The following is a 24011-nucleotide window of genomic DNA, read 5'->3' as shown; positions in this document are numbered from 1 at the left end:
GGTTTTCGTGAACGGCGCGTTTAAACGCGTTCGAACACCGTGGTAATGCCCTGACCCAGGCCGATACACATGGTCGCGACGCCCAAGGTACCGTTGTTCTGCTTCATGACATTGAGCAACGTACCGGAAATACGCGCACCGGAGCAACCAAATGGGTGACCCAGGGCGATGGCGCCGCCGTGCAGGTTAACCTTCTCGTTCATCTTGTCGAGCACTTTCAAATCCTTGAGCACCGGCAAGGCTTGCGCGGCGAAGGCTTCGTTGAGCTCGATGAAGTCGATATCGGCAATCGTCAGGCCGGCTCGCTTGAGGGCTTTCTGCGTTGCGGGCACCGGACCATAGCCCATGATCGCCGGGTCCACACCGGCCACCGCCATGGAGCGAATCACTGCCAGGGGCTGGATGCCAAGGTCCTGGGCGCGCTGCGCCGACATGACGATCATGCACGAGGCGCCATCGGTGATCTGCGAGGACGTACCCGCCGTCACAGTCCCGCCTTTGGGGTTGAAAGCAGGCTTGAGCGCAGCGAGGCTTTCCAGGGTGGTATCCGGACGAATGGTCTCGTCAAAATCGAACACCTTGAGGAATCCGTTCTCGTCATAGCCTTGGATCGGGATGATTTCATCCTTGAATTTGCCTTCCAGAGTGGCCTTGTGGGCCAATTGATGGGAACGCACGCCGAAGGCATCCTGGGCTTCACGGGTAATCCCGTGCATCTTGCCGAGCATTTCTGCCGTCAGGCCCATCATGCCCGAGGCCTTGGCGGCGTAGAGAGACAAGTGCGGGTTGGGATCGACACCGTGCATCATGCCGACGTGGCCCATGTGCTCGACGCCGCCGACCACGAACACATCACCGTTGCCGGTCATGATCGCCTGGGCGGCCGTGTGCAACGCGCTCATGGACGAGCCGCACAGGCGGCTGACGGTCTGACCGGCCGCCGTGTGGGGGATTTGCGTCATCAAAGAGGCCATGCGGGCGATGTTCCAGCCCTGCTCCAGGGTCTGGTTGACGCAGCCCCAGATCACGTCCTCGACTTCGTTGGGGTCGACCTTGACGTTGCGTTCCAGCAGCTTGCTGATCAGGTGCGCGGACATGTCTTCGGCGCGGGTGTTGCGGTGCATGCCGCCCTTGGAGCGGCCCATGGGGGTGCGACCGAAGTCGACAATCACCACGTCTCTAGGATTCAAGCTCATAAGTCGTTCACTCTCGTTCGATAGGGGCGCTTAACCAAAGAAGCTCTGACCGGTGGCGGCCATTTCACGCAGCTTCGCGGTGGGGTGGTACAGCGCACCGAGATCGGCATAGCGGTCGGCCAGGGCGACGAATTCAGCCACCCCGAGCGAGTCGATGTAACGCAAGGCGCCGCCACGGAACGGAGGGAAACCGATGCCGTAGACCAGGCCCATGTCGGCTTCGGCGGCGGTCTCGACGATTCCGTCCTCGAGGCAGCGCACGGTCTCCAGGCACAGCGGGATCATCATCCAGTTGATGATGTCCTCGTCGGTCACTTCACGTTGCTCGTAGATCACCGGCTTGAGCACTTCCAGGGCCGCAGGATCGGCGACCTTCTTCGGCTTGCCGCGCTTGTCGGTCTCGTAGGCATAGAAACCCTTGCCGTTCTTCTGCCCCAGGCGATCAGCCTCGTAGAGGGCGTCGATGGCCGAGCGGCGCTCATCCTTCATGCGGTCGGGGAAGCCTTCGGCCATCACGTCGCGACCGTGGTGCCCGGTGTCGATGCCGACCACGTCCATCAGGTAGGCCGGGCCCATGGGCCAGCCAAACTTTTCCATGACCTTGTCGATGCGCACGAAGTCCACACCGGCACTCACCAGGCGAGCAAAGCCGCCGAAGTACGGGAACAGCACACGGTTGACCAGAAAGCCCGGGCAGTCGTTGACCACAATCGGGTTCTTGCCCATCTTCTTGGCGTAAGCCACGGTGGTGGCCACGGCCACTTCACTGGATTTTTCGCCACGAATCACTTCCACCAGCGGCATCATGTGCACCGGGTTGAAGAAGTGCATCCCAACGAAGTTTTCCGGGCGCTTGAGCGCCTTGGCCAGCAGATTGATGGAAATGGTCGAGGTGTTCGACGCCAGTATCGCATCTTCACGCACCTGACCTTCTACCTCGGCGAGCACAGCCTGCTTGACCTTGGGGTTCTCGACCACCGCCTCGACGACGATGTCGACATGGCCGAAATCGCCATAGGACAGGGTCGGACGAATGGCGTTGAGTGCCTCGGCCATTTTCGCCGGGGTCAGGCGGCCCTTCTCGACGCGCTTGCCCAGCAGCTTGGAGGCTTCGGCCAGACCCTGCTCGATGCCCTTCTCGTTGATGTCCTTCATCAGGATCGGAGTGCCCTTGAGCGCCGACTGATAGGCAATGCCGCCGCCCATGATGCCGGCACCCAGCACAGCCGCCTGCTTGACCTCGCGAGCGACCTTGTCGTAAGCCTTGGCCTTGCGCTTGAGCTCCTGGTCATTGAGAAACAGACCGACAAGGCTCTCGGCGGCCGACGTCTTGGCCATCTTGACGAAACCGGCCGCCTCGACTTCGATCGCCTTGTCGCGACCAAAGTTGGCGGCCTTCTGGATGGTCTTGATTGCTTCGACCGGGGCCGGGTAATTCGGGCCCGCCTGGCCGGCGACGAAACCTTTGGCGGTCTCGAAGGCCATCATCTGCTCGATGGCATTGAGCTTGAGCTTGTCCAGTTTGGGCTGGCGCTTGGCCTTGTAATCGAACTCACCACTGATGGCGCGTTTGATCAGGTCCAGCGCGGCGGCCTGGAGTTTGTCCGGGCTGACGACAGCATCGACGGCGCCAACCTTGAGAGCGTCCTCGGCAGTATTGTCCTTGCCCGATGCAATCCACTCGATGGCATTGTCGGCACCGATGATTCGCGGCAGGCGCACGGTACCGCCGAAACCGGGGTAGATGCCCAGCTTGACCTCTGGCAGACCGATCTTGGCGGTCGTCGCCATGACCCGGTAATCCGCAGCCAGACACATCTCCAGACCGCCGCCCAGGGCGATGCCGTTGATGGCGACGACAGTGGGCACGCTCAGGTCTTCGAAATCGCTGAAGATGCGGTTGGCATGCAGGGCCCAGCCGACCAGTTCGGCGTCAGGCAGCTTGAAATTGTCGACGAACTCGGTGATGTCCGCGCCGACGATGAACACGTTCTTGCCACTGCTGACAATCACGCCCTTGATCGATGGGTCGGATTTGACAGTGTCCACAGCCTGACGCAACTCGCCTAGGGTCAGACGGTTGAACTTGTTGACGGACTCACCCTTGAGGTCGAATTTCAATTCGACGATACCGCTTTCAAGAGCCGTAACCGTGATGGCTTTACCTTCGTAAATCATCAACTGATCTCCACGATATGGAACCTGAATTCTTGTAGGAGCGTCCCGTGCTGCCAAACGCTCAATTCATACGCCCGTTTGATTTGGGTGCGGACACGATCACGGAAATTCATCCGCTTGTCAATTGCACAGGATTCAGCCAAAAAATGACTGGACAGTCACGCCTGGTGCCTGGTGCAGAAGGCCAACGTTACTCTCCGGCGAGCGCGGGGGATAGATTGCGTGACCATGATGACAAGCGCAGGGTCGGCGTGAATGCCGGCCGATAGACGCCTGCTGTTAAATTAAATTTGCGATAGCTAGCAAAGGCGCGGGATTTTAAAGAAAGTCAGGCGTATCATCTGACCCCGACTACACTGTGGTCGACAACGAATTTCCGGCCTGCCTGGCCACCCCCAGCCCGACGCTTGCTATCGGGCTTTTTAATGCCTGCTGTCTGGTACAGGGCTCAAGCCAGCGCCTTCAGGGCCCCGTCAATCGCCCGTAAATCGCTGATTTCCCCCTTCTCGCCCCAGTAGAGGGTGATCATCTGACCGTCGGCTTCAACCTTGAAGACATTGCCCGGCAAGGTGCCGAACACCGCGAGCAGGCGCTGATCCTCGCAGGGCTCGCGCCATTGATTGAGCCAGGCGCCCGGCAGGGTCTGCCAGTAACTCCAGCGGTCACTGGCGCCCAGGCGACGCGGCCGGTGGAATTGCGCACAAGGGCTTGGCGGCGCGCTGGGTAGCCAGTGCGGCCAGTCCTGGGGTGCCAATTGCATGGCCAGGCCCATTCGCCGGGCCTCCAGGCGCAGGTCCATCTTTGCGCTCTGATTGCGCGACGGCATCAGCCAGGCCAGCGGGCTTAAAACCAGCGCAAGGATTGACACCACTATCCAGACCGTCATATGAGTATGCCTACATCGCTTTGGCGAAAAAGAAAGGCTATGAAAAGAGCCGCTTACGTGAGTTGCGCACAGACGGCCTGAAATCCACCATACTGAATAATCGCAATCGTCAGGAGATTCACATGCCTTACCAACATATTCTGGTCGCCGTGGACCTCACCGAAGAATGCGACCCCGTGATCCAGCGTGCTCGCGACCTGTCGGTCAGCAATGGCGCCAAGCTGTCGCTGGTGCACATCGTCGAACCCATGGCCATGGCCTTTGGCGGCGATGTCCCGATGGATCTTTCGCAGTTGCAGCAACAGCAGTTCGACCAGGCCAAGGAGCGCCTCGAAAAGCTGATTGTGAAATACCCGGAACTGACCCGCGAGAACAGCCACCTGAGCTACGGCCAACCGCGCCAGGAAATCCATCACCTGGCCAAGGAGCAAGCCTGTGACCTGGTGGTGGTGGGCAGCCATGGTCGCCACGGCCTGGCCCTGCTACTGGGTTCGACCGCCAACGACCTGCTTCACGGTGCCCATTGCGACACCTTGGCAGTACGCCTCAAACGCGCCGAGTGACGCTCGGCGGCCACCGGCAAAATGCCCGGTGGCCGCTGAGGTGATCAGGCGTCGAGCTCAGCCCAACGCTCGACCAGAACGTCCAGCTCACGCTGCAGCACTTCAAGGCTGGCGATCACCGCAGCGGTCTCCGCCGCCGGGCGCTGGTAGAAGGCCGCATCGGCCATCTGCGCTTCAACCGCAGCGATCTTCTGCTCCTGAGCATCGATCAGCCCCGGCAAGGCTTCCAGCTCGCGTTGCAGCTTGTAGCTGAGTTTCTTCTTCGCCAGCGGCGCTTCGCCGGCAGCCGCCACCGGAGCAGGCTCGGCCTTGACCACAGCCGAGTTGAGGTCGGCCTTGCCGGACTTGCTCTCCGTCACGCCCAGCAGGCGCGGCGAACCGCCCTGACGGAGCCAGTCCTGATAGCCGCCCACGTATTCACGCACCTTGCCTTCACCTTCGAAGACCAGGGTGCTGGTGACTACGTTGTCGAGGAAGGCCCGGTCGTGGCTGACCATCAGCACGGTACCGTTGAAGGTCAGCAACACCTCCTCCAGCAACTCGAGAGTTTCCACATCGAGGTCGTTGGTCGGTTCGTCGAGCACCAGCAGGTTGGCCGGCTTGCTGAACAGCTTGGCCAGCAGTAACCGCGCACGCTCGCCCCCCGACAGTGCCTTGACCGGCGTGCGGGCACGTTGCGGGCTGAACAGGAAATCGCCCAGGTAGCTCAGCACATGACGGCTCTGGCCGTCGATGTCGATGAAGTCGCGACCTTCGGCGACATTGTCGATCACGGTCTTTTCCAGTTCAAGCTGGTGGCGCAACTGGTCGAAGTAGGCGACTTCGATCTTGGTGCCCTCTTCCACTTTGCCGCTGGTGGGCTGCAGGCCGTTGAGCATCAGCTTGAGCAGGGTGGTCTTGCCGGTGCCGTTGGCCCCCAGAAGGCCGATGCGGTCGCCGCGCTGCAGGACCATGGAGAAGTCCTTGATCAGGAACGGGCCACCCGGGTGAGCAAAACTCACATTCTCGAGCACCATCACCTGCTTGCCTGACTTGTCCGAGGTGTCCAGCTGGATGTTGGCCTTGCCGGTGCGCTCGCGACGCTCGCTTCGCTCGGTGCGCAGGGCCTTGAGGGCACGTACACGGCCTTCGTTGCGGGTGCGGCGCGCCTTGATGCCTTGGCGAATCCAGACCTCTTCCTGGGCCAGCTTCTTGTCGAACAGCGCGTTGGCAGTCTCTTCCGCCGACAGCGCCGCTTCCTTGTGCACCAGGAAGCTGGCGTAGTCGCCGTTCCAGTCGATCAGGCCGCCGCGATCCAGTTCCAGGATGCGGGTGGCGAGGTTCTGCAGGAAAGACCGGTCGTGGGTGATGAACAGCACCGCGCCCTGGAAATCTTTCAGCGCTTCTTCAAGCCAGGCGATGGCACCGATGTCCAGGTGGTTGGTCGGTTCGTCCAACAGCAACAGATCGGGCTCGGACACCAGGGCCTGGGCCAGCAGCACCCGGCGACGCCAGCCACCGGAGAGTTCGGCGAGGGTCTTGTCGGCGGGCAACTGCAGGCGGCTCAACGTACTGTCCACCAGGGTCTGCAGGCGCCAGCCATCGCGAGCTTCGAGATCGGTCTGGACGTGCATGAGCTTTTCCAGATCGGCGTCGGTGACGATGTTCTGGCTCAGGTGGTGATATTCGGCCAGCAGCGCGCCAACGCCATCCAGGCCTTCGGCCACGACGTCGAACACGGTGCGGTCGTCAGCCACCGGCAACTCTTGCGGCAACTCGCCGATCTTGAGCCCCGGGGCACGCCACACAGATCCGTCATCGGGCTTCTGCACGCCCTTGACGAGCTTGATCATGCTGGACTTGCCGGTGCCATTTCGGCCGATGATGCAGACCCGCTCACCACGGGCGATCTGCCAGGACACCTTGTCCAACAGCGGCATGGCGCCGAAAGCAAGGGACACATCGCTTAACTTGAGCAGGGTCATGAGCTTCTCCAAAAACTGGGCGCGCATTCTACCTGACTTGTCAGCCCTTCACAGCACATCCCGCTCAAGGGTGCGCGCAGGTGTCGGCTTGCTGAACGGTTGCACGCCCGGCGCTTTCATCCGGGCCGGGCAAAAGGCTAAGCTAGGGCCTTCGAGTGCTGGCGCCGCCGGACACTGTCGTTTCATCTGCCCGGAAGTACCATGCGCAGTCGCCTGCTGAGTTTCCTGTCCTGCCTGCTTTTCTCCACCAGCGCCGTCACTACCGTCCACGCAGGTGATCTGACCCTGCAGCGTCAATACTACGACCAGGCCAAGAGTGCCTTGGCACGGGGCGACAGCGGCCCCTACTTCCAATACGCACCGATGCTGGTGGATTACCCGCTGGAACCCTACCTGGCCTATGACGAGCTGACGGCCCGGCTGAAAACCGCCGATAACGCCGAGGTCGAGAAATTCCTCCAGGCCCATGGCGACCTGCCTCAGGCCGACTACATGAAGCTGCGCTGGCTGCGGGTACTGGCCGACCGCGACGACTGGGATACCTTCGTTAAGTATTACGACCCCAAGCTCAATTTTACCGAGCTGGATTGCCTGTATGCCCAGTACCTGTTGAGCCATAACCAGCAGGCGGACGGCTACGCCACCACCGAGAAGCTCTGGCTGAGCGGCAAGACCCAGCCTGGCACCTGCGACCCACTGTTCGCGCGCTGGGCCAGCGAGGGGCAGTTGACCGAGAAATTACGCTGGCAGCGCACCAAGCTGGCGGTGCAGGCGCGCAACTATGGCTTGGCCAGCAACCTGGTCAGCGGCCTTACCCGCCTGGCCCCCCAGGGCCAACTGCTGCTTGACGTCGCGCAGAAACCAGCGCTGCTCAACCAGCCTGGGCGCTTTCTGCCGGCCGATGAAGCCATGTCCGACGTGGTCAGCCTTGGCTTGCGTCGACTGGCCAGGCAAGACCCCGAACAGGCCATGCAGTTGCTGGATACCTATTCGGCCAACATGCACTTCTCCAGCGAGGAAAAAGTCGCCATCGCCCGGGAGATCGGACTGACACTGGCGCGCAACTTCGACCCTCGTGCCCTGGATCTGATGACCCGCTACGACCCGGACCTGCGCGACGATACGGTCAGCGAGTGGCGCCTGCGGCTGTTGCTGCGCCTGGGCCGCTGGGAAGATGCCTATCAGCTGACCAGGCGCCTGCCTGAAAGCCTGGCCAGCACCAACCGCTGGCGCTACTGGCAGGCCCGCAGCCTGGAACTGGCCGAGCCGCAGAACCCCGAGGTGATCGCGCTGTACCGCAATATCGCCAAGGAGCGGGACTTCTATGGGTTCCTGGCTGCCGATCGCAGCCAGAGCCCCTACTCGCTGAACAACAAGCCGCTGGTCATCAGCCAGCAATTGATGAACAAGGTCAGCAATACCGCCGGCATCCGCCGCGCTTTCGAGTTCTTCGATCGCGGCCAGGTGGTGGACGGGCGTCGCGAGTGGTACCACGCCAGTCGCCTGTTCAGCCGCGATGAAATGGTCACCCAGGCCAAGCTGGCCTATGACCGCGGCTGGTATTTCCCGGCTATCCGCACCATCAGCCAGGCGCAGTATTGGGACGACCTGGACATCCGCTTCCCCATGGCCCACCGCGACGCACTGGTGCGCGAATCGGCAACCCGGGGCATTCATCCTAGCTGGGCATTCGCCATCACCCGGCAGGAAAGCGCGTTCATGGACGACGCCCGCTCCGGCGTCGGCGCCATGGGCTTGATGCAGCTGATGCCGGCCACCGCCAAGGAGACCTCGCGCAAGTTCGACATCCCGTTGAGCTCACCGCAACAGGTGCTGGACCCGGACAAGAACATCCAGCTGGGCGCTGCTTACCTTAGCCAGGTGCAGAGTCAGTTCAATGGCAACCGAGTGCTTGCCTCCGCCGCCTATAACGCCGGGGCCGGGAGGGTGCGGCAATGGCTCAAGGGCGCCAACCACTTGAGCTTCGACGTCTGGGTGGAATCGATCCCGTTTGACGAAACTCGGCAGTATGTACAGAACGTGCTGTCTTATTCGGTGATCTACGGACAGAAACTCAATATTCCACAACCGGTAGTCGAGTGGAACGAGCGGTTCTTCGACGACCAGTAAGCGGTGTGCAGCCGATCAGTCCAAGAGGGTGACCGGCATGCCCACCTCCAGCATACCCGCGCCGTCGCTGATCAGGTTCTGACCAAAAATCACCTCTCCGTCCTGTTGACGATAGGTCTTGAGGGTAGTCAGCGGCTCGCGGTCGGCGCTACGTACACCGGTCTGCGGGTCGACGGTGGTAAGGATGCAGCGCCCACAGGGCTTGGCCACGCGAAACTCCACCTCACCAATGCGAATGCGCTTCCAACCGTCCTCGGCAAAGGCGGCACTGCCTTCGATGACCAGGTTGGGTCGAAAGCGCAGCATTTCCAAGGGCCGCCCCACCCGCTCGGACAAATCGTCCAGGGAAGCCGCACCGATCAACAGCAGTGGAAAACCGTCGGCGAAGGCGACCCGGTCGTCATCCAGGCCGTAGCCGGCCTCGATATGCCGAGCACGAGCTTCCGGCACGTAGACCAGCCGAGTCGGGCTGCCGATGAAGGCACTGACCCAGTCTGCCGCTGCATCGCCAGCATCCGGGACCTGCAGGGTGTCGCCCCAAACGGTGACGCCACGCAGGGCGGCGGATTCGCCGGGCAGGTCGATGTCGAGTACAGGATGGCCTTCTGCGCTCAGCTGCAAGCCGCCAAGGTCGTTGTAGAGGGCTGACAGCTGGCTCATGTGTGGCAGGGCACGCTGAGTGAGAAAGCGGCCGGTGTCGTTGACCAGCATCCAGCGTCGATCGCCGTTGAGGCCCAGCAGGTCAACCTCGGAGCGCTGAAGCGCCTCGGCCTTGGCGGATTTGAGGGGGTAGCGGTAGAGGGCGCTGAGATGCATGCTGGCCGGATCCTGAAAGAAGGAAGCCGGAAGTCTAACGCGAACCCCATACAACCGCACACAAGCGCCGATCTCTGTTGCTGTTGCTGTCAGCTTTTGATCAGCTTTTGATCGTGATGGCCCGCGCGCTCAGCAGGCCGGCCGAAGCCGCGCGGAAGTGGGGGGTGTCGGCGGTGGGCAGCCCGACTCACGCGACCTCACTCATCCAACGCCAATCGTTGGCGAACCACATCCACCAATTTATCCGGCTGAAACTTCGACAAAAAGTTATCACAGCCCACTTTCTTCACCATCGACTCGTTAAAGCTGCCCGACAGCGACGTATGCAACACCACATACAACCCCTTCAACCGCTGATCACTGCGTATCTCGGTCGTCAACCGGTACCCATCCATCTCCGGCATTTCCGCGTCGGTGAAAATCATCAACAGTTTGTCGGTCATCACCACCCCGGTATCCGCCCAGGCCTTGAGCATGTTCAAGGCCTTGAGGCCATCACTGGCGATGTGCAATTTGACTCCCAGTTGCGAGAGCGTCTCGCGCAACTGTGCGAGCGCCACCGTCGAATCATCCACCAACAACACCTCCCGACCAGTGGCCTTGGCCAGCAGCGGGTCTTCAAGCTTCTCCTTGGAGACTTTGGCGTTGTACGGCACGATCTCCGCGAGGACTTTCTCCACGTCGATGATCTCGACCAGCTGGTCGTCGACCTTGCTGATCGCGGTCAGGTAATGCTGACGACCCGCACTGGTGGGTGGCGGCAGGATCGATTCCCAGGTCATGTTGACGATTCGATCGACTCCACCCACCAGAAACGCCTGCACCGAACGGTTGTACTCAGTGACAATAATTGTGCTGTTGGGCCCCGGCTGCAGTGGGCGCATGCCAATGGCCTGAGACAAGTCGATCACGGGGAGCGTCTGACCGCGCAGGTTGACCACACCGCAGACATAAGCATGGCGCTGCGGCATGAGGGTCAGTTTGGGCAGTTGCAGGACCTCCTGCACTTTGAAGACGTTGATGGCAAACAACTGCCGGCCCGCCAGCCGGAACATCAGAATCTCGAGGCGGTTTTCCCCCACGAGCTGTGTCCGCTGATCCACTGTGTCGAGAATGCCAGCCATTGAAGACTCCGAAGCGCCTGAAGCGAAAGTGATTGTCTGCTCAGGCTTATCGGCCGGTGTCAGGCAAGCTTTACTGCCGACACTGTAAACCTGTGGATCAAGACGGGCGGTGTGAGCCGATCAACTGCGCTTCAATAAGGGCGAGTGCGCCGGCAAGTGCACTTCTATGGCGGCCGCCCGAACAGTGAAACGCCAACTATCGCCTTCCAGTGGTTCGCCATCGAGGTTGATGTCCAGGCCCACGGCGCTTTTGATTTCTACCCAGGGTAAACGCGCGCGGACGAAGAAGTTATCCAGGCCCATGCCACCGGAGAGAAAACCACCCAGCGTACTCACCACATCGGTGGGCGCCGGTAAAATAGCGATATCCAGCATCCCGTCATCCACCAGCGCCTCGGGGCTCAACACGTGCCCGCCACCGGCCTGGCGACCATTGCCAATCCCCAGGGCCAGCAAATCACCTTGCCAACGAAAGTCCGGGCCATGAATTTCTGCCTGAGCGGCACGCAGCTCACTAAACCGGCTGAGCCCGGTAAACAGATAAGCGGCGCCACCCAGAATTTTTTTCAGGTCTTCAGAGGTGTTGGCAGTCACTTGGCTGCCAAAGCCACCCGTGGCCATATTAAGGAACAGTTGACCTGCCACCTCCCCCAGATCCACCGGGCATGCCGGTGTATCAAGCAGTGCCAGCGCCTGTGCCGGAGCCAATGGCACCCCCGCGGCGCGGGCGAAATCATTGGCCGTGCCCAGCGGCATCAATACCAGAGTCGCCCTCTCGGTGGACAGCGCCAGGGCCTCGGCGATCTCGCGCAATGTGCCGTCGCCGCCGCCTGCCACGATGACCGGGTAACCGGCCGCCAAGGCTTCACCGACCAAGCGCTGGGCATCACCGCCTTCCCACGTCAGCCGAACGGCAATGTCCCAGCCATTGGCGCGTTTTTCTTCCACAGCGCTGCGCACTTCTTCATTGAGCGCCTGCTTGCCATGGAGGATCAGAAAAGCCCTGCGATCCGTCATTTTTATTGCTCCAGAAATCACCCTCAACGGCGTGTGACAACAAAATGGCGGAAAGGTCCCCGGCATCCGACGCAGTCGTCAATTTATTCGCATACGGTCGATTTTCCACTCGCAAATTGTTCTCGCATGCGCTTTACTCTTGAACAACTGGTCATCGCCGTATGACAGTTCGACAACAATTCAAGCATTATCAATCAGTGCCCGCGCCCTCGGGGTGGCGGTAGCATTGTCTCGGTAAACTTAGAGGCGTCGACTGCGCCCTGCCAACACACTGGCGATTAGCCTCCAAACTAAACTGAATTTTGCTAGTCCAATAGGCGTGCGTGCACGTCGATCTGTACTGCCTTTGTGTTTTCGACTGTCCCTTTATACCTCGCGCTCACCTATATGTGGCTGCGACACTTCTGAGGTTTACAGAATGAGCAAACTCATTCCCTGCATCATCGCCGGCGGCGCCGGTACCCGTTTGTGGCCTGTTTCGCGTGAAGCAATGCCCAAGCCTTTCATGCGCCTGCCAGACGGTGAAAGCCTGCTGCAGAAAACCTTTACTCGCGCGGCGGCCCTGCCTGGCGTCGAACGCGTTGTGACTGTCACCAACCGTGAAGTGTTCTTCCGTACCGTCGATGAATATCGTCGCCTGAACCACACCAACGCCGAGCTGGACTTCATCCTCGAGCCGTTCGGCCGCAACACCGCCCCGGCCATCGCCATTGCCGCTCTGCACGTCGGCGCGCTGTATGGCAACGATGCGCAGCTGCTGGTACTGCCGGCCGATCACCTGATCAAGGACATCGAAGCGTTCGAAAATGCCGTCGCTGCGGCCAGCAAGAAAGCCGACGAAGGCTGGCTGGTCACCTTCGGCCTGGTGCCGACCTCGCCTGAAACCGGCTTTGGCTACATCGAAAAAGGCGAACACCTGGGTGGCGAAAGCTACAAGGTTGCGCGTTTCGTCGAGAAACCCAACGCTGCCACCGCCGAGCAATACGTTGCCGGCGGCTTGCACCTGTGGAACGCCGGCATGTTCTGCATGCGCGTCGATGCCGTGCTGCGCGAACTGCGTGAACACGCCCCAGACGTGCTGGCCGCTGCCGAAGCCACTTTGGCCAAGAGTCACAGCAAGGACGGCGGTCGCGAAGTTCAGGTCGAACTGGATGGCGAAACCTTCAAGACCGCACCGGACATCTCCGTCGACTACGCCCTCATGGAGCGTTCGGCCAAGGTTGCCGTGGTGCCTTGCTCGCTGGACTGGAGCGATATCGGTTCGTGGCAGGCGGTGCGTACCTTGTTCCCGTACGATGCCAACGGCAACCAGACCAATGGCGAAACCGTTCTGCATGACGTCAGCAACTGCTATATCGACTCGCCACGTCGCATCGTCGGCGGTGTGGGCCTGAAGAACCTGATCGTCATCGACACCCCGGATGCCTTGCTGATCGCCGACGGCTCGCGCACTCAGGACGTCGGCCTGCTGGCCAAGCAGCTCAAGCGCCAGGGCCATGACTCTTATCGCCTGCACCGCACCGTGACGCGTCCTTGGGGCACGTACACGATTCTGGAAGAAGGCAAGCGCTTCAAGATCAAGCGCATCATGGTCAAGCCTAACGGCACCCTGTCACTGCAGATGCACCACCATCGCAGCGAACACTGGATCATCGTCAGCGGCATGGCCAAAGTGACCAACGGCGACAGCGAGTTTCTGCTCGACACCAACGAGTCAACCTTCATCAAGCCGGGCCGGGTCCACCGCCTGGTCAACCCAGGGGTGGTCGACCTGGTGATGATCGAAGTGCAGAGCGGCGAATACCTGGGCGAAGATGACATCGTGCGCTTCACCGACATCTATGGCCGTGCGCCGGAGGCCGCCAAGGCCCTGCCGGACAGCGTGACCAAGATTGTCGAGAAAGCGACGGTCTGATTCTCCAGCTGTAAAAAAGCCCGGACCTCGAGAGAGGTCCGGGCTTTTTTTTGTTTACTGCAAGATCTCGCTGAACGGTATGAAGTTCACCGCATCGCCTTGGGTCACCGTCCGGCCCTCCAGTACTTCCACCAGCCCATCGGCCCAGGTCGCGCTGAGCAAAACCCCTGAACTCTGGTTGGGGTAGATGACCGCCCGCCCCTCTTGCACACGGCCCCGCAGGTACTCGCGGCGATTGCCGGGCCTGGGCCAGTCGAAGCCGGCCGGCACGCTGACCTGCAGCGGCTGCACGGTTTGTACACCCAGGCGGCGCAGCAGGTAAGGCCGCGCCAGCAGACCGAAGGTCACCAGGGTCGAGGCCGGGTTGCCCGGCAAACCGATCACCGGCACCCGACGGAAGTGGCCGAACGTCAGCGGCTTGCCCGGTTTGATCGCCAGCTTCCACAAGGCCAGCTCGCCCTCCTCGCGCAAGGCAATCCCCAGAAAATCCGCTTCCCCCACCGACACCCCGCCCGAGGACAGAATCAGGTCGACCTCCCCCATCTCGGCCAGACGCTCGCGCGTGCGCTCCAGATCGTCCGGCAGAATGCCGGCGTCCACCACGGCGCAGCCCATTCTTTCCAGCCAGCTGCACAGCACTCGGCGGTTGCTGTTGTAGATCTGTCCTGGCCCCAGCGGCTGGCCGGGCTCCACCAGTTCGTCGCCGGTGGACAACACCGCGACCCGAGGCCGACGCACCACGCGGACCCGGTCAAGGCCCAGGGACGCGATCAAGCCCAGTTCGATCGGGCCCAGGCGGACCCCGGCGGCCAGCACGGGATCGCCCACGCGCATTTCCTGGCCCTGGGGGCGGACGTTGTCGCCCCGCTGCAGCACCTCGCGAAAGATCACCCGCTGATCGTCCAGTACGTCGACATTTTCTTGCATCTCGACGCAGTCGGCCCCAGCGGGCAGCGGCGCGCCGGTGAAAATCCGCGCACAGGTGCCCGGTTGCAACGGTTCAGGGGCCTGGCCAGCTTGGATCCGCTGGCTGACCACCAGGGGCGTGCCTTGCCAGTCGGCCAGGCGCAAGGCGTAACCGTCCATGGCGCTGTTCGACCACGGCGGCAGATCCAGGGTCGCCGCCAGACTGACCGCCAACACCCGGCCCATGGCCTGATCCAGGCTCAGGGTTTCCTGTTCGGTGATGGGCGCGGCATCGGCCATTTCCAGTAGCCGCTCCAGCGCCCGCTCCACCGGCATCAGCGGCTGCGCCACCTGCGGCTCAGCCACGGCTTTCGCAGGGTTCGGCCTGCTTCAGGTGCACGACGAAATTGCACGGGCGATGGCGCGAGTCCAGTTGCTCGGCCAGAATGCCGTCCCAGCCGGTGCGGCAGGCATTGGTGGAGCCGGGCAGGCAGCAGACCAGGGTGCCATTGGCCAGACCGGCCAAGGCGCGAGACTGCACGGTGGAGGTGCCGATGTCGGCCACCGAAATTTGCCGGAACAGCTCGCCGAAGCCATCCACCTGCTTGTCCAACAAGCACGCCACTGCTTCGGGAGTGCTGTCACGACCGGTAAAACCAGTGCCGCCGGTGATCAGCACCACCTGCACCTCATCCGAGGCTATCCAGGTGGCCACCTGGGCACGAATGCGGTACAGATCATCCTTGAGCAAGACCCGCGCGGCCAAGGCGTGGCCGGCCTCGGTGAGGCGATCGACGAATAGCTGACCCGAAGTGTCGGTTTCAAGTGAACGGGTATCGCTGACAGTGAGCACCGCAATATTGAGCGGCACGAAGGGTACATCAGCCTTGGGCTTCATCAGGCTCATCCGGTTGTTTGAATAGATAGCGAATGTTATATCACAGCGACCCTCTGCGACCGAGACCCGCCATGCCCAGTACCGCCATGCTTCCAGACTGCTCGATTCTGCTCTTGGCCGGTGGCCGCGGCCAGCGCATGGGTGGCCAGGACAAAGGCCTGCTGCCCTGGCAGGGTCGGCCGCTGATCGCCCATCTGCACGAGACGGTGCGCAGCCTGACCGATGACCTGCTCATCTCCTGCAACCGCAACCTGGCCCAGTACGCCGCTTATGCCGACCGTCTGGTGGAGGACGATCAGGCCGGCTTTCCCGGGCCCCTGGCCGGTATCCTGGCGGGCCTCGATGCTGCACGCCATGGGTATCTGCTGGTGCTGCCCTGCGACGTGCCGCGGGTGGATCTGGCGCTGGTGCAGGCCATGCGCAGCCAAGCCGCCCTGACGCCCGACCGGCCGCTGATGCTGCGCGAAGGCGAACACTGGCAACCCTTGCTCTGCGTGATCCCGACCGCACGACGGGCGACGTTCGAGACGGCCTGGGCCGCCGGCGAGCGCAGCCCTGGGCGTGTCCTGCGCCAGTTACAGGCGGTAGAACTGCAGTGCCCCGCCGATGACCCGCGCCTGGCCAACCTCAATACCCCGCAATTGCTGGAGCAGGCGATGAATTTGCACAGCTGAATGCCCGGCAGGGAACTTGCCGGTGAAACCTTGCGTCCTACTTTTGTCGCCAAAAACAGAACAAACCATGGAGCTGCACTCATGATCCGCAGGCACGTCACCCCTCATCGAACGCTTTCTGCCTTTTTCCTGACCCTCGCACTGGCCGGCCTCGCGGGCTGCTCGACGCCGACGGTGATTACCCTCAACGACGGGCGGGAAATCCAGGCAGTCGACACACCCAAGTTCGACGAAAACACCGGGTTCTATGAGTTCGAGCAGTTGGACGGCAAACGCACCCGCGTCAACAAGGATCAGGTCCGGACCGTCAAGGAGCTGTAACCTGAGGCTTCCCCGCCACGGCACCACCCGTGGCGGGTGGATGGCAAGGGGGCTTGTTCCATCTGCATTTGGGGGCTAGATTTCTACTCATCGGAGTGTAGCGCAGCCAGGTAGCGCGTCTCGTTCGGGACGAGAAGGCCGCAGGTTCGAATCCTGTCTCTCCGACCATTTTCCAGCGCCCCCTCTGGCCCTTGATCGCCCGCCGCAAGCGACGCGGCAGTGTCGTCGGACGCACCTGATCAAGGATGAAGTCAGTGCTCGCAACTCCGCCCCATTCACCGCCCTTGATGCATCTACCCAAGGTCATCGTCATTGGCGCCTGTGCCGGCGGCCATGAAGCCGTGACGCACATCCTCCACGCCTTGCCGGCTGATTTTCCAGCCGCGGTGCTGGTGGCGCTGCATCCCCCGGCGGGTACCACCCACCGTGCTGCCACCCTCTGGAGCAAGCCGGGCCAGTTGCTCGTGCGCCAGGCCGAGCACGGTGTCGCCATCACTGCCGGCCAGGCGTACATCTCGCCGCCCTTGCGCCACCTCGAAGTCGATGGCGGGTCTCGCCTCATTCTCAGCGATCCGATCGCGGGCCTGCGGCCGGTGCCTTGGGTCGACCGGCTATTTCTCAGCGCCGTGGCCGCCTTTGGCGACCGCGTCATTGCCGTGGTTCTGACCGGTGGTGACAGCGACGGCTCCCAAGGCATGCGCGCGGTGCATGACGTCGGAGGCATCGGCATCGTCCAGGAGCCCAGCGACGCGGCGGACCCCAGCATGCCCCTGAGCAGCCTGCGCATCGACCACCCGGCGTACTGCCTGCCCCTGCGCGAAATCGCCGGGGTGCTGCGCAAACTGGCCGCTCAAAACGCCGATTCGATGGTAATCTGAGGCAACGAATAAGCGGTCGGAGCCCCCCGGATGTCCGTGCACAAGCGCAACAATGTCAACGTCATGGGTGACGGCCCCGGCACACTGGTGTTCGCCCATGGATTTGGTTGCGATCAGAACATGTGGCGCTTCATCATGCCGGCCTTTGCCCAGGACTACCGCATCGTCACCTTCGACCTGACCGGTAGCGGCCTGTCTGATCTGAGCGCCTATGACCGGGACCGGCACGCCACGCTACTGGGGCACGCCGAGGACCTGCTGGAAGTGCTCGATGCACATGTGCAGGGCCCGGCGGTGCTGGTGGGCCATTCGGTCAGTGCGATGATCGGCGTGCTGGCCGATCTGCGGGCGCCGGGCCGCATCGCCGCCCATGTCATGATCGGTCCTTCCCCGTGCTACCTGAATGATGGCGACTACCAGGGTGGCTTCGAGCCGGCCGACATCCAGGCGCTGCTCGACGCCCTGGACAGCAACTACCTGGGCTGGGCGAGCACCACGGCCCCTGCCATCATGGGTGCCCCGGGCCAGCCCGAGCTGACGGCCGAACTGATCAGCAGCTTTCACCGCGCCGACACCGACATTACCCGGCATTTTGCCCGCGTGACGTTCAACGCCGATCATCGCGCCGACGTCGCCCGGGTCGACACACCCACGCTGGTGCTCCAGTGCACCGACGACATGATCGTCCCCCAGGCCGTGGGTGAATACCTCGAACGTGTCATGCCCCAGGCGACATTGCGGCTGATCGACAATATTGGCCACTTGCCTCACGTCAGCTCGCCCGATGCTTGCATCAGCGCGATCAGGGAGTACCTGCCCACTCTCGTCAGGCCCGCCCATGCTGATTGAACCTTTTCCGCCGCTAGACCCGGTCTTGTTATGGGAACAAGCGGCGTGCGGTCTGCTTGTGGCCACCGAACAAGGCACCATCACCCGTGCCAACCAGACCTTCTGCCATTGGCTGGGCTACGCCCCGCAAGAGCTGGTGGGACGCCGCCTGCACACGCTGTTGCCCATGGGCGGCCGGGCCTTCCACCAGACCCACTGGGGGCCACTGCTGCAGATCCAGGGCTCGATTGCGGAAGTCAAGATCGAACTGCTGCACCGCGAGGGCCACACCCTGCCGATGATGCTCAACGGCATTCGCCGGGCGCACCACGGGGTCACGGTTCAGGAACTGTCGCTGTTCGTGGCCAAAGACCGCAACCGCTACGAGCATGAGCTGATCAACGCCCGCAACCTGGCCGAGGAACGGCTGGTTCGACAGCTGGAAATCCAGCAAGCCTTGAACGAGGCGCAGCAGGAGCTGCGCGAAGCCTATGAACAGGCCGAACAACGGGCCGAGCTTGCCGAACGCATGGTCGGTGTGGTCAGCCATGATCTGCGCAACCCGCTGTCGGCGATCAAGATGGCCAGCGACCTGCTCAATCGCAACGAAGACGCGGCGCGTCAGGGCCGGGTGCTCAACCTTATCGGTCATTCGGTGGACCGTGCGCAGCGCCTGATCACCGACCTCCTGGATTTCACCCTGGCCCAGGTGGGGCGGGGCATCCCCGTCACGCTGCTGCCCCTGGACCTGCACGCGCTGGTGGAAACCGGAGTCGAGGAACTGCGGCTGGTGTTCCCCGGCCACGAACTGGTGCATGAATATATCGGGGCCGGCTCATTTGTCGGTGACAGTGACCGCCTGCATCAGTTGCTGGGCAACCTGGTCGCCAATGCTGCGGCCTATGGCGACCCTGACAGCGTGATCACCATCAGCACCCGCTACGACGAACACAGCGTCAGTCTCTCGGTGCACAACAGCGGCGAACCACTGAGCGACCTGTCCCAGGAACACTTGTTCGAACCGATGACTCGCGGTCGCAACACCGAAAACCAGCGCGGCAGCCTCGGCCTGGGCTTGTTCATCGTGCGCGAAATCGTCAAGGCCCACCATGGCGAGGTCGCGGTGATCTCTACGCAGCAACTGGGGACCACGTTCATTGCCCGTTTTCGCCGCAGCGCCGATATATCAACTCCATGACATATTCATGAACGCTGTCACAGCCCGGTCAAAATCGCTCGTCATAATTTGTGACAACTTCACTGACGCAGCGAACGATCATGAGCAACGCCATCATCAAAGGGCAGCAGGATGCCGACTTGTTCGGGCTGGTCTGCGGCTATCACTTCAGTGAAGGCCAGGCCGCGCGGGAGGTCGATTCATTCACGCTGCTGCAAGTCTTGAGCGAAGGCCAGCTCAGCCGCGGCAAGGAATTTCTGTGGATTCACCTGAATCTGGCTCACGCCGGCTGCGAGCGGTGGATGCACACCCACCTGGGGCTACCTGACGATTTCTATGAAGCGCTGCACGAGGGGTCCCGCTCGACCCGCATCGAGCAGGTGGACGACGCCCTGCTTGCGGTGGTCAACGACGTGGTGTTCAGTTTCGGCATGGCTTCTTCGGACGTCTCCACCCTGTGGCTGTGCGCCACCGAGCGCGTGTTGGTGAGCGCACGCCTGCAACCCCTGCACTCAGTGGACAAGCTGCGCCTGTCGGTGCGCCGCGGCGAAGCCTTCGAGACGCCCATGGCGCTGTTGGTGCACCTGTTTCGTGATCAGGCCGAAGTGCTGGAACAGATCGTGCGCAAGACCACCATCAGCGTGGACGGCATCGAGGACCAACTCCTGTCGCAACGCCTGAACAACCGTGCGGACCTGGGCAACATGCGCCGGGTGCTGGTACGCCTGCAGCGGCTGTTGGCGCTGGAGCCCGGCTCGCTGCTGCGCCTGCTCAACCGCCCACCGCGCTGGCTGCGCGACGACGACGTGCAGGCCTTGCGCCAGGCCACGGAAGAGTTTGCCCTGGTCATCAACGACATCAACGCCCTGGGCGAGCGCATCAAGCTGTTGCAGGAAGAAATTGCCGCCACCCTGAACGAACAGAGCAACCGCACCCTGTTCACCCTGACGGTGGTGACCGTGCTGGCGTTGCCGATCAATATCATCGCCGGCTTCTTCGGCATGAACGTGGGCGGCGTGCCCCTGTCTGCCGACCCCCACGGTTTCTGGATTCTGGTGGCCCTGGTGGTCACCTTCACCTTGATCGCCGGGCGTTGGGCGTTCAAAAAACGTGATACCTGACAATGAGTTGAAAACTGTATCGGGAGGCGACGCAATCTTGTCACATTTTGTATTGAATATGCTCGAACCTTCACTGCAGTGGACCGCGCCCCATGGCTACTCCCTCACTCACGCAAACCGCCTCACCGGTCAGCAGCCCGAAATTTGGCGCCAAGACCAGCCGCACCAGTCTCATCCTGTTCTTCGTCCTGTTGCTGGCCGGCATCGGCTACAGCGCCTGGAGCCTGTTCAACGACGTCGACGACATGGGCACCATCGTCACCACCTGGACGCCCTTCGTGCTGTTGGGCGTGGCCTTGGTGATTGCCCTGGGATTCGAGTTCGTCAACGGTTTCCATGACACCGCCAACGCCGTGGCCACCGTGATCTATACCAACTCGTTGCCGGCTTCATTTGCCGTGGTCTGGTCGGGCTTTTTCAACTTCCTCGGCGTGTTGCTTTCCAGCGGTGCGGTGGCGTTCGGAATCATCGCCCTGCTGCCGGTGGAGCTGATGCTGCAGGTGGGTTCCTCGGCCGGTTTCGCCATGATCTTCGCCCTGCTGATCTCGGCCATTATCTGGAACCTCGGCACTTGGTGGCTGGGCCTCCCGGCGTCCTCGTCCCATACGCTGATCGGCTCGATCATCGGCGTCGGCGTCGCCAACGCGCTGATGCATGGCCGCGACGGGACCAGCGGAGTGGACTGGGGCCAGGCACTGAAGATCGGTTATTCGCTGCTGCTATCGCCCGCCGTGGGCTTCATCTGCGCCGCCGTGCTGCTGGTGCTGATGCGCATGCTGATCAAGAACCGCACGCTGTACAAGGCACCGGAAGGCAACGCACCGCCACCGATGTGGATTCGCGGCCTGCTGATTCTCACTTGCACCGGCGTATCCTTCGCCCACGGTTCCAACGACGGCCAGAAGGGCATGGGTTTGATCATGCTGATTCTGGTGGGGACCTTGCCGATGGCGTATGCGCTGAACCGCACCATGCCCGCCGAACAGTCGCTGCAGTTTGCCGCCGTCGCCCAGGTGACCCAACAGGCACTGGTCAAGGCCGCGCCGCAACCCGCCCCGGCCGATCCGCGCCACACCTTGGCCGACTACGTCCGCACCCAGCAAGCCACCCCTGATCTGGTGCCGGCGCTGGCAGCCATTGCTGGCGAGATCGGCGGCGAAGTGCAGGACTACGGCTCGCTGGCCAAGATCCCGGCGGCGGCGGTGGGTAACGTACGTAACGACATGTACTTGACCAGCGAATCCATTCGCCTGATGGACAAGGGCAAAGTCGGCGGCTTCGATGCCGATACCCAGGGCAAGGTGCAGCTGTTCAAGCAACAGATCGACAGCGCTACCCGCTTCATTCCACTCTGGGTCAAGATCGCCGTGGCCATCGCCCTGGGCCTGGGGACCATGGTCGGCTGGAAGCGCATCGTGGTCACTGTCGGCGAGAAGATCGGCAAGACCCACCTGACCTACGCCCAAGGCGCCAGCGCCGAGTTGGTGGCCATGGTGACCATCGGTGCAGCCGACATGTATGGCTTGCCGGTGTCGACCACTCACGTGCTGTCTTCCGGCGTCGCCGGGGCCATGGTCGCCAACGGCTCGGGCCTGCAGATGCGCACCTTGCGCAACCTGGCCATGGCCTGGGTGCTGACCTTGCCGGTGGCGATGTTGCTGGCCGGCTGCTTGTATTGGGTGTTCAGCAAGCTGTTTTGATGATCGCGTGAAACTGATCGTGCCTGCATCGCGACCAAGGTCGACGCCTTACGCCGGTTGGGTCAACCCCCAATGGCGCCGGAGCCGCCCTTGCGCGCGATGCCGTGGCACGATCAACCGGCCTGCACCGGCCACTGCAACTTCAACTGCGACGCAAACTCCCGCCTCTCCCCGCTCAACGGATCCTCGAAGCCCACACTCTGGGCCAGCAATTGCAACGGCCGGGTGTGATCATCCGGGTCACCCTTGATCTCGGGATAGAACGGATCGTGGCGAATGCTCGCCCCCAGGGCGGTCATGTGTACCCGCAACTGATGAGTCTTGCCGGTGATCGGGTGCAGCACATAGCGCCAGTACTCGTCGCCTTTTTCGCCCACTTCCACCAGGGTCTCGCTGTTGGCCGCCCCCGACGCCTCGCGCATGCGAAAGAACGGCTCGCCGTGCTCCAGGCGGCTGCGATGGGTCAACGGCAAGGCCAGGCGGGGCAAGGCACGGGCAATGGCTTCGTAGCGCTTGTCGATCCGCCGGGTCGGAAACAGTTGCTGATAGGCGGACCGGCTGGCGGGGTTGGCCGAGAACAGCACCAAGCCAGCGGTGTGTCGGTCGATGCGGTGCAAGGGCACCAGGTCGGGGTTGTCCAGACGCTTGATCAGCCGGCGCAGCAAGGTGTGCTCGACATACGCTCCGGTGGGCGTGACTGGCAGGAAGTGCGGTTTGTCCGCCACCACCAGGTGCTCATCGGCGTACAGGATGTGCTCCTGAAACGGAATGACCCGCTCGTTGGGCACCTCCCTGAAATAGTGAATGCGCAACCCGCGACGATAGGCCAACGACACCGGAATCGGCTGCCCGTCGGCATCCAGCACGCGGCCCCGAGCGATGCGGTCCAGCCATTGTTCGCGGCTGATGGCCTTGAAGTGATCGCACAGGCAATCGAGCACCGTTGGCCATGGCCCCGGCGGCAGGCTCAACGTGCTGGCCTGATGGCGAGAGGGGTCGAACGGCGGCAAGGTCATGGGGCGTGTCCACAAGGCGAAGGCCGGCGATTATCCCGCACACCCGGTCACCCTGTCACCGCGCGTTGACCTCACGGGCGGCGTCGGTGAATGCCTTGAGCCAACGCAATACGTCCACCGCCTCCCAGCGGCTCGGGTCGTACAAGGCGTACAGCAAGCCCTGATAGCCCACCACGTCGAGGGGACGGTGGTAGCCGGCGCGCTGGAACAGGGCTTCGATCTCGGCAAAACAGGTGTTGAAATGCAGTTTGTTGAACGGTGTCTTGCCTTCGGTGACGAGCCCGTCCAGACGCAACTCGAGCACAGCCTCCATGACCACGGTCGGTGACATGCGGTTGACGCTGTACTTCAATTGCTCGACGTTGACCATGAGCCTCGGGGGCCTCTTGTGACAAATACTGTATTTATATACAGGATAGTGCAACAAGGTTTGTCAGGTCAACGCCCCTCAGTCGAACCGAGAAAGGCCACCACCTGGTCGGCCTCGAACGGCCAAGCCAACTCGGCGCCGGTGTCGACCCGGCGCAACAAAGGGGTGGCGCTGGCGTAGCGATCACGCAGGTATTGATCGACACTGATGTCGATCAACTCCACCAGCAGCCCCTGTTCGATCAGAGGCATCAGCTCGTATTCGGCCAGCTCGCATTGCGGGCAGGCGGGGATGATGAACAGCTGACATTCGGCGCGCATGACAGGATGACCG

22 protein-coding genes and 1 tRNA gene are annotated in these 24011 nt (G+C 62.2%); 11 read left to right on the top strand and 12 right to left on the bottom strand.

Features of this window, described 5'->3' with window-relative positions; all coding sequences use genetic code 11:
* Positions 1–20: 20 nt before the first annotated feature.
* The 3 genes from fadA to HB675_RS08945 all read right to left on the bottom strand — a co-directional run bounded on the left by fadA (position 21) and on the right by HB675_RS08945 (position 4260).
* Entirely contained in the window at positions 21–1196 is a 1176-nt protein-coding gene (gene fadA, locus HB675_RS08955; protein WP_213877809.1) for an acetyl-CoA C-acyltransferase FadA, read from the bottom strand.
* A gap of 30 nt (positions 1197–1226) precedes the next feature.
* Positions 1227–3374, bottom strand: a complete 2148-nt coding sequence (gene fadB, locus HB675_RS08950; RefSeq protein WP_213877808.1) for a fatty acid oxidation complex subunit alpha FadB — start codon at positions 3372–3374, stop codon at positions 1227–1229.
* A gap of 448 nt (positions 3375–3822) precedes the next feature.
* The gene (locus HB675_RS08945) at positions 3823–4260 is read right to left on the bottom strand and encodes a hypothetical protein (RefSeq protein ID WP_213877806.1); all 438 of its coding nucleotides are present in this window, start codon (positions 4258–4260) and stop codon (positions 3823–3825) included.
* Between the two features lie 122 nt (positions 4261–4382).
* On the opposite strand from HB675_RS08945, the gene HB675_RS08940 reads away from it, so the two are divergent.
* The gene (locus tag HB675_RS08940) at positions 4383–4823 is read left to right on the top strand and encodes a universal stress protein (protein WP_213877804.1); all 441 of its coding nucleotides are present in this window, start codon (positions 4383–4385) and stop codon (positions 4821–4823) included.
* Positions 4824–4867: 44 nt separating this feature from the next.
* Here the strand turns inward: HB675_RS08940 and HB675_RS08935 are convergent, their stop codons facing one another.
* Complete coding sequence (locus HB675_RS08935; protein ID WP_213877802.1) at positions 4868–6787, bottom strand: ATP-binding cassette domain-containing protein; 1920 nt, start codon at positions 6785–6787, stop codon at positions 4868–4870.
* 201 nt (positions 6788–6988) lie between these two features.
* On the opposite strand from HB675_RS08935, the gene HB675_RS08930 reads away from it, so the two are divergent.
* Complete coding sequence (locus HB675_RS08930) at positions 6989–8917, top strand: transglycosylase SLT domain-containing protein (protein WP_213877800.1); 1929 nt, start codon at positions 6989–6991, stop codon at positions 8915–8917.
* 15 nt (positions 8918–8932) lie between these two features.
* Here HB675_RS08930 and HB675_RS08925 read toward each other — a convergent pair whose 3' ends face one another.
* The 3 genes from HB675_RS08925 to yegS form a co-directional block, all read right to left on the bottom strand.
* Positions 8933–9733 (bottom strand): MOSC domain-containing protein, encoded by an 801-nt coding sequence (locus tag HB675_RS08925; protein ID WP_213877798.1) that lies wholly within the window; start codon positions 9731–9733, stop codon positions 8933–8935.
* Between the two features lie 197 nt (positions 9734–9930).
* The gene (locus HB675_RS08920; protein WP_213877796.1) at positions 9931–10857 is read right to left on the bottom strand and encodes a chemotaxis protein CheV; all 927 of its coding nucleotides are present in this window, start codon (positions 10855–10857) and stop codon (positions 9931–9933) included.
* A 120-nt stretch (positions 10858–10977) separates the two neighbouring features.
* Positions 10978–11874: a lipid kinase YegS gene (gene yegS, locus HB675_RS08915; RefSeq protein ID WP_213877794.1), complete on the bottom strand. Its 897-nt coding sequence runs from the start codon at positions 11872–11874 to the stop codon at positions 10978–10980.
* Positions 11875–12292: 418 nt separating this feature from the next.
* On the opposite strand from yegS, the gene HB675_RS08910 reads away from it, so the two are divergent.
* Positions 12293–13789 carry a mannose-1-phosphate guanylyltransferase/mannose-6-phosphate isomerase gene (locus tag HB675_RS08910; RefSeq protein ID WP_213877792.1) on the top strand — a complete coding sequence of 499 codons (1497 nt, stop codon included), beginning with the start codon at positions 12293–12295 and terminating at the stop codon, positions 13787–13789.
* A gap of 54 nt (positions 13790–13843) precedes the next feature.
* On the opposite strand, the gene glp is transcribed toward HB675_RS08910, so the two are convergent.
* Together glp and moaB are read right to left on the bottom strand one after the other, a co-directional pair.
* On the bottom strand, positions 13844–15031 hold the full coding sequence (gene glp / locus HB675_RS08905; RefSeq protein ID WP_213877920.1) for a gephyrin-like molybdotransferase Glp: 1188 nt from the start codon (positions 15029–15031) through the stop codon (positions 13844–13846).
* A 22-nt stretch (positions 15032–15053) separates the two neighbouring features.
* Positions 15054–15593, bottom strand: a complete 540-nt coding sequence (moaB, locus tag HB675_RS08900; RefSeq protein ID WP_213877790.1) for a molybdenum cofactor biosynthesis protein B — start codon at positions 15591–15593, stop codon at positions 15054–15056.
* Between the two features lie 71 nt (positions 15594–15664).
* Here moaB and mobA point away from each other — a divergent pair, with 71 nt between their 5' ends.
* The 8 genes from mobA (at position 15665) to HB675_RS08860 (ending at position 22292) form a co-directional block, all read left to right on the top strand.
* Positions 15665–16267, top strand: a complete 603-nt coding sequence (mobA, locus tag HB675_RS08895) for a molybdenum cofactor guanylyltransferase MobA (RefSeq protein ID WP_213877788.1) — start codon at positions 15665–15667, stop codon at positions 16265–16267.
* 81 nt (positions 16268–16348) lie between these two features.
* The gene (locus HB675_RS08890) at positions 16349–16588 is read left to right on the top strand and encodes a YgdI/YgdR family lipoprotein (RefSeq protein ID WP_213877787.1); all 240 of its coding nucleotides are present in this window, start codon (positions 16349–16351) and stop codon (positions 16586–16588) included.
* Between the two features lie 91 nt (positions 16589–16679).
* Positions 16680–16756: transfer RNA gene (locus HB675_RS08885), tRNA-Pro, on the top strand.
* An 86-nt stretch (positions 16757–16842) separates the two neighbouring features.
* Positions 16843–17466: a chemotaxis protein CheB gene (locus HB675_RS08880; protein WP_213877785.1), complete on the top strand. Its 624-nt coding sequence runs from the start codon at positions 16843–16845 to the stop codon at positions 17464–17466.
* A 30-nt stretch (positions 17467–17496) separates the two neighbouring features.
* Complete coding sequence (locus HB675_RS08875; RefSeq protein ID WP_213877783.1) at positions 17497–18315, top strand: alpha/beta hydrolase; 819 nt, start codon at positions 17497–17499, stop codon at positions 18313–18315.
* The gene (locus tag HB675_RS08870; protein WP_213877781.1) at positions 18305–19492 is read left to right on the top strand and encodes a PAS domain-containing sensor histidine kinase; all 1188 of its coding nucleotides are present in this window, start codon (positions 18305–18307) and stop codon (positions 19490–19492) included. Before HB675_RS08875 ends, HB675_RS08870 begins: the two co-directional genes overlap by 11 nt.
* An 80-nt stretch (positions 19493–19572) precedes the next feature.
* Positions 19573–20592: a transporter gene (locus HB675_RS08865; protein ID WP_213877779.1), complete on the top strand. Its 1020-nt coding sequence runs from the start codon at positions 19573–19575 to the stop codon at positions 20590–20592.
* A gap of 92 nt (positions 20593–20684) precedes the next feature.
* Complete coding sequence (locus HB675_RS08860; RefSeq protein WP_213877777.1) at positions 20685–22292, top strand: inorganic phosphate transporter; 1608 nt, start codon at positions 20685–20687, stop codon at positions 22290–22292.
* A gap of 113 nt (positions 22293–22405) precedes the next feature.
* Here HB675_RS08860 and HB675_RS08855 read toward each other — a convergent pair whose 3' ends face one another.
* The 3 genes from HB675_RS08855 to HB675_RS08845 all read right to left on the bottom strand — a co-directional run bounded on the left by HB675_RS08855 (position 22406) and on the right by HB675_RS08845 (position 23998).
* A complete protein-coding gene (locus HB675_RS08855; protein WP_213877775.1) occupies positions 22406–23308 on the bottom strand; it encodes a pseudouridine synthase in 903 nt (300 codons plus the stop codon).
* A gap of 55 nt (positions 23309–23363) precedes the next feature.
* The gene (locus HB675_RS08850) at positions 23364–23678 is read right to left on the bottom strand and encodes a transcriptional regulator (protein ID WP_213877773.1); all 315 of its coding nucleotides are present in this window, start codon (positions 23676–23678) and stop codon (positions 23364–23366) included.
* Between the two features lie 68 nt (positions 23679–23746).
* On the bottom strand, positions 23747–23998 hold the full coding sequence (locus HB675_RS08845; RefSeq protein WP_213877771.1) for a glutaredoxin family protein: 252 nt from the start codon (positions 23996–23998) through the stop codon (positions 23747–23749).
* Between the last annotated feature and the right edge of the window lie 13 nt (positions 23999–24011).

The sequence above is a fragment of the Pseudomonas sp. dw_358 genome (assembly GCF_018449655.1).
Lineage (GTDB): Bacteria > Pseudomonadota > Gammaproteobacteria > Pseudomonadales > Pseudomonadaceae > Aquipseudomonas.
Note: the sequence above shows the minus strand (reverse complement) of the source record. Positions and strands in the feature narration are given on the sequence as shown.